A 13098-nucleotide genomic window follows, 5' to 3' on the forward strand; every position below is an offset into this window, starting at 1 on the left:
TGAAAATTATTTAATACTGTTCCCATCAAATACAAAGCGAATATCATACGAAGCATTATAATTAATAATTGGAATATTAATTTTCACCTTGCCATTTAGTTTTTTTGACAAGTCAGCAACTTCAAATTCTACAACTCTAGTATTATCTTTTTTGTTTTCACTTAACACGGTTGTTTCTACAAATTGACCATCTTTTTCTACTTGGAAACTTTTAATAGAAGCACTATCTTTCACTTTAAATGAAACATATTGTTTTCCATTTTTAACTGTTAATGTTGCTGGGCTTTCAAAATAACTATTCATTCTAGACGATTCATCTTTATCGCCTTTCCATACAGTAAAAGCAATATTATATTTTCCATCAGCTAGTTTTGTAGCAGCCTTTGCATCTTGTAAACCTAGTGTTGCGATAAATGTAAATAAAACAGCAAATACGGCAATAATCATTTTAAATTGTTTAAACATATATTCATCACCCTTCAAAAGATTTATTTACTCAATTTCACTTTACGAATTAAGAAAGCACCTGAAATAAGAATTAACGCTGCAAACAATCCAATACGTGCTTCATCGCCTGTTTTTGGGTTATCTGTTTTTTCAGCTTTTCCATTTTCATTTTTTGTTTCTTTATTCACTTCTTTAGCTGTTTCCTTACTCTCTACTTTTGTTTTCTCTTCTTTTACTTGTGTATCTGTTTTCGCTTGATCATTATTTTTTGTTGTAGCAGCTACGCCATTATCGCCACCTACAGCTTTTACATTTGCATCAAAAGCAAAACGAATTGTGTAGTGGTGGTCATAGTTTGCACTTGGTACAACAACATGAATTTTTACAGCTGCCGGTTTGGATAAATCATCTACTTTAAACTCTACTGTTCTTTTATCTGCCGATTCATCTTTACTAACAACTTTCGCATCAACAAAATTTCCGTTCTCTGGTGCTTTAAATTCTGTAATCCAAGCACTATGATTCATCGGAACTTGTACTCTCATCTCACCGTTTTTCACTATTAATTTTGCCGGCTTTTCAAAATAGTCATTTGCCATTGAAGCTGAATCATTTTCCGCTTTTTGAATTACGTAATTAATATCGTAAGTACCATCAGCTAGTTTTGCTGAAGCATTCCCGTATGGCATTACAAGAAAAGCTAGCATACATACGAACGTTATAATAAAAGCGGGTAATACAGAAACCTTTTTCATTTTTCTTGTTTCCTCCTTGGTTATCTTTCATTTCACTTTTTCTGAAAATGATAATTATTCTCAATTCACAAGAAAAAAATAATCTCTTCTACCTATTATTTAATTAGCATTCTTTTATGTAACATAAGCGTTATTGATTATCATTCTCATTGGATATTAAAAATAATATCTCACCCTATTCCTTATACGAAGGCATAGAAACTGAGAAAAAATTATAAAACGTATTTATTGATTATCATTCTCAATGTAAGTCAAAAAAATAAACTTTCTCTTCTCCTCTTCTCCTCTTCTCCTCTTCTCCTCTTCTCCTCTTTCACCTCTTCCCATAACAACACTATAGTTATAGAAACCCCGTTTCCCTCACTTCCCTTCCAATATTTCCACAACTAAGTCAATCTTAGCCTACTCATAAATTTTTTGTCAACTATATTACGTATAAAATTTTTAATATCTAAATTTCTCTATATGCGGCTTTTTTTACAAAAAAAGAGACTTTCTATTATAGAAAGCCTCTTTTCTCTATTTTTCTACAGCAATTTCCTGCTTTCGAAACTTAGAAACTATATAACCAAATCCTATACCGATTATGCCTGGAACTAACCAACCAATCCCTACACTATATAATGGAATCTTATCTAAAATAGGTGCTAGCGCTGCAATTTGAAGGTTTGCATTGTGTAACCCATCAAAGAAACTTATTGCAAATGCTCCTACAATCCCGCCCACATACATCGCTAATGGAAGACGAACGTAGTTTTCAACAAGTGATAATACGATAAGTACGATTCCAATTGGATAAATTGCGATTAAGATTGGTAATGCTAATGCATTTAACTGAGTTAACCCAAGGTTTGCTACCATAAATGCTAATACACAGAAAATGAAAACGACTTTTTGATAAGAAAGCTTTGGTAATAAAGAAGAGAAGTAATCACCACAAGCTGCAACAATACCTACAGAAGTTGTTAAACATGCTGCTGTAATTGCGATCCCTAGTAATAAAGTTCCGTAGCTACCAAATAAATGATTCACGACATTTGTTAAAATAATTCCTCCGTTTGCGCCCATTCCAAGTGACACACTAGAAGCTCCAAGATAAGCAAGTGCTAAATACACAAGTAGTAGACCAAGCGCTGCAATAAATCCTGCAAAGATTGTTACTTTTGCAATACTGTTTTTATTTGTAATGCCTTTTTCTTTTAACGCATGAATTACAACATTTCCGAATACCAGTGCTGCAAGTCCATCTAAAGTTAAATATCCATCAATAAATCCTTTGAAGAGAGGAGCACTATACGCTTCTGTCGGTGCACCAAATTCTCCAATTGGTGTAATAAGTGCTTTACCTACGATAATTGCAATAACAGCTAATAATATTGGAGTTAGCACTTTACCAATACGACCCACTAATTTCGAAGGATTTAAAGCTAAATAGAAAGTGACTGCAAAGAAAATAAGTGTAAAGATAACAAGTGGATATGACTGACCAGCTATCTCACTTGGTAAAAACGGTGCAATACTCATCTCATAAGCTACTGTTCCTGTACGCGGCACACTTACGAATACGCCTAAACATAAATAAATTGCAGTGATAAAAACAAGTGCGAATATAGGATGTACACGTCCTGCTAGCTCATTAATATCTCCCTTTAAAGCTATAACAATTACTCCTAATAAAGGTAGTCCAACGCCTGTTACGATAAAACCAAACAACGCAATCCATACGTCTGTTCCAGCGCCTTGTCCTAACGCTGGTGGAAAAATCATATTACCCGCACCAAAAAACAGTGCAAATAACATTAAACTTATTGCAAACATCTCTGAAAACTTTAAAGATGATTTCATTTCTACTAACCTCCTAAAATAATAAATTAACAAAATATTCTGAATTAAAATCCGTCACATATCCTCTTTCAAGCATACTTCCCCGTAAAAGAACGCAAAAAACACCCGTCCCTAATAAAGGGACGAGTGTTGAAATCGTGGTTCCACCCTTATTCTAATAAAATGAATTTATAACGAAATAAGCTCATTTTATAGCTCGTGTAAATTGATAACGGTTTTATCCGCCAAGAATTACAATGCATCATGTATGCAGTTCACTCTTGAAGTTTAGAGGTGGTAAGCTTGTCTTTTCGTATTAGGAAGCTCACAGCCTAAGGCTTCCCTCTCTGAGAATCGTAAAATACAACTCATGTCCTCATCATTACTTTTATAAAATATCTTGTCGAAACTTGTTGTTTTTTATTATATGGGCTATTTTTTAAAAAATCAATAGTTTTATTTTTTCTGACAAAAAAATATAGGGAGAAAATTTTTCCTCCCTATAACTGCCCTATTAAAATTTCTAACTCTTCAGCTGTAACGCTCCGCCACTTTCCAACTTCAAGCTCATTTAGCTCTATATTCATAATGCGTACTCGCTTTAGCTTTATTACAGTAAATCCGAAAGCACGACTCATTCTACGAATTTGCCTGTTCATTCCTTGCGTTAAAACGATACGAAATGTTGATTGATCGACTCTTGTCACTTTGCACGGCTTCGTCATTCCATCTTTAATCTTTACACCGCGGGACATCTCATCAATAAACCAGTCCGTAAAAGGTTTATCGACTGTGACAACATATTCTTTCTCGTGCTCATGATCACCATGTAAAATTTGATTCGCAATGCCGCCGTCATTCGTTAATAAAATAAGTCCTTCTGATGCTTTATCTAATCGCCCAACTGGAAAGATTCGCTCTGGGTAATTGATATAATCAATAATATTATCTTCAATATGATCGGCTGCTGTACAAGTAATTCCGACTGGTTTATGAAATGCGATATACACTTTTTCTTTCTCTTCTTTTACAATAACTTGCCCATCAATCGTTACCCTATCACCATCGCTTACGAGTGCACCGTGCGTACATATTTCGCCGTTAATAGCCACGCGTCCAGCTTTAATGAGACGATCTGTTTCACGTCTGGAGCATAATTTTGCTTCGCTTATGTATTGGTTGATTTTCATGTTCTATTCCTTTTCACATATATTAAAAGCGTCAATCTATGGCAATATCATTCTGCCACGATTGACGCTTTTTCACTTCGCAAAAACAACTAAATAAATAACCCCAATCACCAAAAATATTCCACAACAAGCTAACAATACTTTTGCAAGTTTGTCCATAAACATATAATGGTTTCCCCTTTGTTTCGTTGTTTTCTATTTTAATTCGACAACTGTTACGCCTAGGCCTCCCTCGCCCATGTCACCGTAACGGAAGGTTTTTACACCGCGATGCTTCTTCAAGTAATCTTGTACACCTTGGCGAAGTGCTCCTGTCCCTTTACCGTGAATGATTGATACGCGAGGATAGCTTGCAAGCTGGGCATCGTCTAAGTATTTCTCAACGCGCGCCATTGCATTTTCAAATCGTTCACCACGAAGATCAAGTTCTAATGAAACGTGATAGTCTCTACCTTTTACCGTTGCAACTGCTTTTTTCTCTGTTTGCTTCGGTGTGTTAATGTATTCCATATTAGATTCTTTCACTTTCATCTTCAGAATACCGATTTGTACGCTCCACTCTGTATCGCTTACTTTTTCAAGTAGTTGACCTTTTTGACCGAACGTTAATACTTTCACTTCATCACCTGCACGTAACTGTTGTTTCGGTGCAGTATTTTTCACATTTACTTTTCGTTTCTTAACAAGCTCTGGCGCTGCGCCTTCTAGACGACTCTTCGCTTCAATTAGCTCGTGGTCTTTCACATTTGCAAGCTGTGCTTTACGCAATTGACGAAGTTCTTGAATAATGCCTTCTGCTTCTTTCTTTGCAGCTTCGACTTTTTCTTCTCCTTCTTTTTGCGCTTTTAATAATCGTTCATCACGATCTTCGTTAAATTCAATGATTTGACGTTGTAATTCACGATGCAGTTTTTCAGATTGTTTGCGAAGCGCTTCTGCTTCGTTCCAGTCACGCTCTGCGTTCTTCTGGCTTTCTTCTAACTTCGCAATCATATTTTCAATTTTATTCGTATCTGTACTAATGTGATTGCGTGCTTGCTCAATAACGCGATCAGATAATCCAAGACGTTTCGAAATTTCAAAGGCATTACTACGGCCTGGTACACCGATTAATAATTTATAAGTTGGACTTAATGTATTTACATCAAACTCAACACTCGCATTAATAACTTGCTCACGGTTATATCCGTATGCTTTTAATTCTGGATAATGCGTCGTTGCAACAACGCGAGCACCGCGATTACATACTTCATCTAAAATTGAAATGGCAAGTGCAGCCCCTTCCTGTGGGTCTGTTCCAGCACCTAATTCATCGAATAAAACTAAGCTTTCAAAATCAGCTTTTTCTAAAATATCAACGATGTTCACCATATGTGAGGAGAACGTACTTAAACTCTGTTCAATCGATTGCTCATCACCGATATCAGCAAAGATATTTTTGAATACACAAATCTCTGACTCATCCATTACTGGAATGTGAAGGCCAGATTGCGCCATTAACACACAAATACCAACTGTTTTCAGCGTAACTGTTTTACCACCTGTATTCGGTCCTGTAATAACAATTGTCGTGAAATCTTTCCCTAACATAATGTTATTTGGCACGATTATTTCTGGATCGATAAGCGGATGGCGTGCTTGTCTTAAGTCCATGTAACGCTCGTTATTTACAATCGGCTTTGTCGCTTTAATTCGCTTCGCATAAAAAGCTTTCGCAAAGATGAAATCAAGATTTGCAACTACTTCTACGTTTGATAAAACGATATCCGCTTCTACTGCCACTTCTTCTGTTAACATTAATAAGATGCGTTCGATTTCTTGTTTTTCTTTCACACGTGCTTCTTGCAGTGCATTATTTAATTCTACAATGACTTGTGGCTCAATAAATAACGTTTGTCCAGAAGCCGATTGATCGTGAACAATACCACCATATACGCCGCGATATTCTTGTTTTACTGGGATTACGTAACGTTCGTTACGAATCGTTACAATCGAATCAGACAGCATCTTTTGCGCGTTTGAAGAGCGCGTCATATTTTCTAACTTTTCACGAATACGACTTTCCGCAGTACGAATTTGAGTACGAATACCACGCAGTTTATCACTTGCGCTATCGACTACTTCACCGCCGTCACCGATGCAATTTGTAATTTTCTTTTCTAAATCATATAAAGATACAATTTGAGCGACGTGAGTTTCTAAAATCGGAAGCTCGACACCGTTATCAGCCATATCTTCAATGAAGCGTTTCATATTACGACTACCATACATCGTATTTGCAATATCAAGTAATTCATTTGGACTTAACATACTCCCAATTTTTGCACGCTTCACATTTGAGCGAATATCCGTAATACCACCTAATGGTGCACTACCTTTTAAACGAATAACTTTCGCTGCTTCATCCGTTGTATCTTGCATTTCTACAATTTCTTCAAAATCAGTGCTCGGCACTAAATGCTTCACTTTGTCACGACCAAGTGAAGATGCTGTATGTTCAAGTAATTGTTCTTTTACTTTATTGTATTCTAATACACGCAACGTTCTTTCTAACATGTTGCAGGTCCCCCTTGTATTACTTATTACGTTTAATATAGTCTAATAAACGTTCAATATCCCACGTGTTAATCACGTTATCTTTTTGAATCCAACCTTTACGTGCTGCTGCTACACCTGTTTCCATATCTTCTAACATTTCAAGCGTATGAGCATCCGTATTAATCGCTACTTTCACACCAGCATCTTGTGCTTGTTTTAATAATTTCGCGCTTAAATCTAGACGGTTCGGATTCGCATTTAATTCTAAAACTGTATTTGTCTCTTTTGCTAGTTCAATTAATAAATCTGTATCTACATCATAACCCTCACGACGCCCGAGAAGACGTCCTGTAGGATGGGCAATCATTGTGACATGTTTATTCTCAAGTGCAGTACGTAGACGCTTCATAATCGTTTCACGGTCTTGTGAGAAGCTAGAGTGAATCGCTCCAATGACATAATCTAATTCTGCTAATACTTCATCATCAAAATCAAGCGAGGCATCTGGTAAAATGTCCATTTCAATTCCGCGTAAAATTGTAATGTCTGGATACTTTTCATTCATACGTTCAATTTCTTTCGCTTGCTCACGAAGACGCTCTTTCGTTAAACCGTTCGCCACTTTTAAGTATTGCGAGTGATCAGTAATCGCCATAAACTTATATCCACGAGCACGGCACGCTTGTACCATTTCTTCAATAGAAAAAGCACCGTCACTCCAAGTTGTATGCATATGTAAATCACCTTGTATATCGGAAAACTGAATTAAGTTCGGATACTCTTTAATTAATTCAATTTCTTTTCCATCTTCACGCACTTCTGGCGGAATAAATGGCAAACCGAAATGAGCAAAGAAGTCTTCTTCAGTCTCAAATGTTTTCACTTCACCTGTTTCCAAGTTCTCTACACCGTACTCACTAATTTTCTCGCCTTTATCTTTTGCGATTTGACGCATTTTTACGTTATGATCTTTTGATCCTGTGAAATGGTGAAGAGTTGTAATAAACTCTTCTGGTTTTACTAAACGGAAATCAATTGAAATATCATATTCATATTGAAGACGGACAGAAACTTTCGTATCTCCACTTGCTATTACTTCAATCATATTATCAAATTGTAGTAAATGCTCACGTACCGCTGCTGGTTCTGTCGTTGCAATGATAAAATCTAAATCTTTCACTGTTTCACGAACACGGCGCAAACTACCAGCGCGAGAGAAACGAATTACTTCAGCAATATTCGACAATTTCTCCTCTATTTCCCCGGCAATAGGCAATACCATCGCAATTGGTAAACGCTCTGGACGAGAGCCTACTTGATCGATTGCTTCTAATATTTTCTCTTCTGTCTTCTTACCGAAACCAGCTAAAGCTTGTACTTTATTTTCCTCACAAGCAGCTTTTAACGTCTCCATATCAATAACGCCTAGCTCTTTATATAACTTAGCCACCTTTTTACCACCAAGACCTGGTAGTTTTAATAACGGCAATAAGCTACTTGGTACTTCTTTTTCAAGTTCTTGTAATACTTCAGATGTTCCCGATTCTATATATTCTTGTATAACGGCTGCTGTTCCTTTTCCGATTCCTGGAATCTTTGTGAAATCTTCAATTTCAGAAAGACTACGATCGTCACTTTCTAATGCTGCTGCCGCTTTACGAAATGCAGATATTTTAAATGGATTCGCACCCTTTAGTTCCATAAAAAGCCCGATTGTCTCTAATAATTTGATCACTTGTTTTTTATTTACTTTCATCATTGCCCCGCCTTTCTTTCATAGAAAAAAACTTCTCTTTCCGAAAAAAGAGAAGTTATACTCTGCTACCTGTCTGCCATAGTTCCTTCACCTTTTCAGATAGAATCGGTGTATCGTCTACAATTATTTTGCTAATTGATGATTTTTGTAATGGTGTTTGTACTTGTTCAATCGGAAGAATATTTCCAATGATAATTAAGACAAACAAAATAATATATACTTCTAAAAATCCGAGGATTGCCCCCGCAAACGCATTTACTTGCTTTAAAACCGGTATTTCTGCAAACATATTTAACAAATTACCAAGTAATGAAAGTGCAATTTTAGTGATAATAAACAATATGATAAACGCAAGCGCTTGATAAAATACTGTCTCAATATTATTTGCATCAATCCATTCTGGAACAGATACGTTTTTATCAAATGGATACGGAATAAATTTCGCAAGTGCTGGCGCTAAATCTTTACAGTACCAGTATGCAACAAGGTATGCGATAATAAAGCTTGTTAACTTTACAAGTTGCAGAATAAACCCTCTGCGTAAGCCGAGGAAAAATCCCATAACAAGCAGTAAAATGATAATAATATCAATCATGTTATTCCATTCCTTTTTTTGTCATACTTTCTTTCAATTTCTCATGTTCTTCTTTTAATTTTATGTAATCGTGTATGACGTTTACCGCCGTCAATACCGCTAGTCTACTCGTGTCAAGCGAAGGATTCTTGGCATTGAGTTCGCGCATTTTATCATCCACAATCGCTGCTACCATGCGGATATGACTTGTACTTTCATCGCCAACAACTGAATATTGCTGACCATAGATTTCTACATTAATTCGACTTTTCTTTCCCTTTTGTTGTGACAACTCACCGGCCTCCAATCACGTACAGAATCCTAAAGTTTATCATACCATGAACCTTCATAATATGGAAACAGAAAGAACAATCCGATATGATAAAAATAACAATATAAAAAAAGGGGCGACCATTATGTCAAATTCTATCGTAATTCAAACAAATTCTACAGTAATTGAAGACATGAAACAACAATATAAACATTCGCTTAGCCCGAAAACTCCGCAAGGCGGGATCTTCATGGCAAAGGTACCATCTTGCACGATTACAGCGTATAAATCTGGAAAAGTAATGTTCCAAGGAGGCCGCGCTGAAGCAGAAGCTTCTCGTTGGCAAACTGTCTCTCAAACACCGAAAACAGCTGCAAAAAAATCTGTTGATTCACACCGTTATGCACCGCCTGCTTCCATCGGTACAATGTCTATTGTAGGGTCTGATGAAGTTGGTACTGGTGATTTCTTCGGACCGATGACAGTCGTTGCTGTATATGTGGATGCAAAGCAAATTCCACTACTAAAAGAACTTGGTGTAAAAGACTCTAAAAACTTAAATGACGATCAAATTACTGCCATTGCGAAACAACTTCTACACGTTGTTCCTTATAGCTCTCTTGTCCTTCATAACGAAAAATATAACGAGCTATTTGATAAAGGAAACAACCAAGGTAAGTTAAAAGCTTTACTACACAATAAAGCTATTACAAACTTATTAGCTAAAATGGCACCTACAAAACCTGAAGGCGTCTTAATCGACCAATTCACACAACCTGATACATACTACAAATATTTAGCAAAACAAAAACAGGTACAGCGTGAAAATGTTTATTTCGCAACGAAAGGCGAAAGCGTCCATTTAGCTGTAGCCGCTGCCTCCATTTTAGCTCGTTACTCATTCGTAAAACAATTTGATGAACTAAGTAAAAAAGCTGGTATGCCGCTGCCAAAAGGTGCCGGTAAACAAGTTGATATCGCCGCTGCTAAATTAATTCAAAAGCTTGGTAAAGAACGATTACCTGAGTTTGTGAAACTGCATTTCGCTAATACGGAGAAGGCGCTTCGCTTATTAAGATAGTATCGACAAAAACAGGAGCCTACAAACTCCTGTTTTTTGTTTCACCCTACTATTGTCCTTATAGTTTTGTTACAATTATAATATACAGATTATTCTAACATAGGAGGGGATCCCCATTGCTACTTCTACAAATGATTCTAAATATTTTACTAGGCGATCCACACGAAAGGCAGTTTGAAATTAGGGAAAACATTCAGCTACTAAGTGAACAACGAGCGTTCAACGATCTAATAGAGCGTTATGGTCGCTCTTTCTTATTAAACTTTCGGATTCGAAGATTTATCGGGAAACACGATGCTCGCTCGTTAATACATAATCCAGCAAAACTACAACACTTCTGTGAGAAACTTGAATGTATGATTAGAAAAAGGAGGTTTTTCATATGAACGCTGTAAAAGTTAAAAAGATATTATATGTTTTCGTACACCTCGTAGGCCCACTTTCTTACTTCACTATTTCTACCATTTGAGGAGCTTTTTTCACTACTAAATCCACATTCGAAAATATATCTGATAATCTTGGCGTGATGGCCATCTATTACGTGTTCATGAGTTTACTGTGGTTTTTCTATTTAGATCGATTAGGCAAAGACATAAATAAGATTACAAAAGAAATTAACGATAAGAAGATGTAATACATGAAAAAAGGAGAGTCGCCAAGACTCTCCTTTTTTATGTTAGCTTCGTTTCTGCTTCTTATTTGATGAAGGTACTTTATGTGAACCTGTTTCATGTGTCGTCGTTCCTTGTCCTTCTACTTCTGGAGAACCAAGGCTTGACCTTGAATGATCTTTTTTCACTTTTTTACTCATTTATATTCACCCCTTCGCGTTACTTTTTGCTACGGGGTCATAAACTATGCAAACAAAAAAGCGAGAGGAAATCCTCTCGCTTTTTTCATATTTTAGAACTCAGAAGAACCTGGAGTTCTTGGGAATGGAATTACGTCACGGATGTTAGCCATGCCAGTGATGTACATTAGGAAGCGCTCGAAACCTAGACCGAATCCAGCGTGTTTTGTACCGCCGTATTTTCTAAGTTCTAAGTACCACCAGTAGTCCTCTTCGTTCATACCTAATTCTTTAATTCTGTCTACTAAAACGTCCATTCTTTCTTCACGTTGACTTCCGCCGATTAATTCGCCGATGCCAGGAACTAGAAGGTCAGTAGCAGCTACTGTTTTACCGTCTTCATTCAAACGCATGTAGAATGCTTTAATGTCTTTCGGATAGTCAGTTACGAATACAGGGCGTTTGAAGATTTCTTCTGATAAGTATCTTTCGTGCTCTGTTTGTAAGTCAATTCCCCATTCTACTGGGTATTTGAAGTCAGCACCTGATTCTTGAAGTACTTTAATTGCTTCTGTATAAGTGATGCGACCGAAGTCTGAGTTAATTACGTTGTTCATGCGCTCAAGAACTGTTTTATCAACGAAGCTGTTGAAGAATTCCATTTCTTCTGGTGCATGCTCTAATACGTATTTCATTGCATATTTCAGCATATCTTCTGTAAGGTTCATTACATCCCCTAGTTCCGCGAATGCAATCTCAGGCTCAACCATCCAGAACTCAGCAGCGTGGCGAGTTGTGTTTGAGTTTTCTGCACGGAATGTAGGTCCGAATGTGTATACATCACGGAATGCTAATGCATAAGCTTCAGCGTTCAGCTGTCCACTTACTGTTAAGTTTGTTTCTTTACCGAAGAAGTCTTTTGACTCATCAACTTTTCCGTCTTCACCTTTTGGTAGGTTATTTAAATCTTGCGTTGTTACGCGGAACATTTCGCCAGCACCTTCTGTATCACTACCAGTGATGATAGGTGTATGAACATGTACGAATCCACGCTCTTGGAAGAATTGGTGAATCGCAAATGCTGCGATAGAACGTACGCGGAACGTTGCAGAGAATGCATTTGTTCTTGGACGTAAGTGAGCGATTGTACGTAAGTATTCAAATGTATGACGTTTCTTTTGAAGTGGGTAATCAGAATCTGATAAGCCCTCGATATCAATTTTTTCTGCTTTAATTTCAAATGGTTGCTTCGCTCCAGGCGTTGCAATTACTTTACCTTCTACTTTAACTGAAGAGCTAAGTGGAAGTTTTGCAATTTCTTTGAAGTTCTCTAATTCTGTATCGAAAACGATTTGAACGCTTTTGAAGAAGCTACCGTCGTTTAATTCGATGAAACCAAATGCTTTTGAATCACGTAAGTTACGAATCCACCCTGATACTTGTACTGTTTGATCTGCATACTTTTCTGTATCTCTATACAGACTTTTTACTAATGTGTTTTCCATAGTGAAATTCTCCTTTGCTCATATATTTAAATACAAAAAAACCTTTCATCCATAAAGGGACGAAAGGTTAAACTTCGCGGTACCACCCAATTTGTCATAAAGACCAACTTTAACTCGTATGTAATACATACTTCCCGGTTTGTAACAGGCCGGATTCCCGTCTAAGTCTACTCTTGAATACGAGATTCAATTTCGGTTAGCAACTCCAAGGTGTTCTTCACATATACCGCCTCATCAGGCTCTCACCGTCCCTGACTCGCTTTGGATTATAGTATATACTACTTTTCCTTATCATCGTCTTTCATTTTGTTAAACTAAAATTAATGTACTACATTCGAGAGAAAGATGCAAGGTGTCGGAAAATATA

The 13098-nt window shown here is 36.8% G+C and carries 12 protein-coding genes, 1 pseudogene and 2 other annotated features; of the genes and pseudogenes, 3 read left to right on the forward strand and 10 right to left on the reverse strand.

Annotated elements, in window-relative coordinates:
- Window positions 1-6: 6 nt before the first annotated feature.
- The 8 genes from ACTFN4_RS05140 to zapA form a co-directional block, all read right to left on the reverse strand.
- A complete protein-coding gene (locus tag ACTFN4_RS05140) occupies window positions 7-465 on the reverse strand; it encodes an NEAT domain-containing protein (protein WP_000476164.1) in 459 nt (152 codons plus the stop codon).
- Window positions 466-488: 23 nt separating this feature from the next.
- Entirely contained in the window at window positions 489-1202 is a 714-nt protein-coding gene (gene isdC / locus ACTFN4_RS05145) for a heme uptake protein IsdC (RefSeq protein ID WP_000757953.1), read from the reverse strand.
- Between the two features lie 519 nt (window positions 1203-1721).
- Window positions 1722-3047 (reverse strand): branched-chain amino acid transport system II carrier protein BrnQ6, encoded by a 1326-nt coding sequence (brnQ6, locus tag ACTFN4_RS05150; protein WP_000842636.1) that lies wholly within the window; start codon window positions 3045-3047, stop codon window positions 1722-1724.
- A gap of 115 nt (window positions 3048-3162) precedes the next feature.
- Window positions 3163-3418 (reverse strand) — a binding site (T-box leader).
- 108 nt (window positions 3419-3526) lie between these two features.
- Window positions 3527-4216, reverse strand: coding sequence for a 23S rRNA pseudouridine(2604) synthase RluF (locus ACTFN4_RS05155; protein WP_000700716.1), 690 nt, complete (start codon window positions 4214-4216; stop codon window positions 3527-3529).
- Window positions 4217-4411: 195 nt separating this feature from the next.
- Window positions 4412-6772, reverse strand: coding sequence for an endonuclease MutS2 (locus ACTFN4_RS05160; RefSeq protein ID WP_439962110.1), 2361 nt, complete (start codon window positions 6770-6772; stop codon window positions 4412-4414).
- Window positions 6773-6791: 19 nt separating this feature from the next.
- Complete coding sequence (polX, locus tag ACTFN4_RS05165; RefSeq protein WP_000867515.1) at window positions 6792-8510, reverse strand: DNA polymerase/3'-5' exonuclease PolX; 1719 nt, start codon at window positions 8508-8510, stop codon at window positions 6792-6794.
- A 55-nt stretch (window positions 8511-8565) separates the two neighbouring features.
- Window positions 8566-9105, reverse strand: coding sequence for a CvpA family protein (locus ACTFN4_RS05170; protein ID WP_000565409.1), 540 nt, complete (start codon window positions 9103-9105; stop codon window positions 8566-8568).
- Between the two features lies 1 nt (window position 9106).
- Entirely contained in the window at window positions 9107-9376 is a 270-nt protein-coding gene (zapA, locus tag ACTFN4_RS05175; protein WP_000082701.1) for a cell division protein ZapA, read from the reverse strand.
- A 124-nt stretch (window positions 9377-9500) separates the two neighbouring features.
- Between zapA and rnhC the strand changes: the two genes are divergently transcribed.
- The 3 genes and pseudogenes from rnhC to ACTFN4_RS05190 all read left to right on the forward strand — a co-directional run bounded on the left by rnhC (window position 9501) and on the right by ACTFN4_RS05190 (window position 11070).
- Window positions 9501-10436, forward strand: coding sequence for a ribonuclease HIII (gene rnhC, locus ACTFN4_RS05180; RefSeq protein ID WP_000071587.1), 936 nt, complete (start codon window positions 9501-9503; stop codon window positions 10434-10436).
- A gap of 116 nt (window positions 10437-10552) precedes the next feature.
- A complete protein-coding gene (locus tag ACTFN4_RS05185; RefSeq protein ID WP_086403646.1) occupies window positions 10553-10822 on the forward strand; it encodes a hypothetical protein in 270 nt (89 codons plus the stop codon).
- Window positions 10819-11070 (forward strand): annotated as a pseudogene (locus ACTFN4_RS05190) (hypothetical protein). The gene ACTFN4_RS05185 and the pseudogene ACTFN4_RS05190 overlap by 4 nt, the downstream one beginning before the upstream one ends.
- A gap of 42 nt (window positions 11071-11112) precedes the next feature.
- Here the strand turns inward: ACTFN4_RS05190 and ACTFN4_RS05195 are convergent.
- The gene (locus tag ACTFN4_RS05195) at window positions 11113-11247 is read right to left on the reverse strand and encodes a YuzL family protein (protein WP_000039592.1); all 135 of its coding nucleotides are present in this window, start codon (window positions 11245-11247) and stop codon (window positions 11113-11115) included.
- Between the two features lie 92 nt (window positions 11248-11339).
- Entirely contained in the window at window positions 11340-12731 is a 1392-nt protein-coding gene (gene asnS / locus ACTFN4_RS05200; RefSeq protein ID WP_000432177.1) for an asparagine--tRNA ligase, read from the reverse strand.
- 52 nt (window positions 12732-12783) lie between these two features.
- Window positions 12784-13035, reverse strand: a binding site (T-box leader).
- Window positions 13036-13098 lie beyond the last annotated feature (63 nt).

The sequence above is a fragment of the Bacillus cereus group sp. MYBK95-2 genome (assembly GCF_051915225.1).
GTDB lineage: Bacteria > Bacillota > Bacilli > Bacillales > Bacillaceae_G > Bacillus_A > Bacillus_A cereus.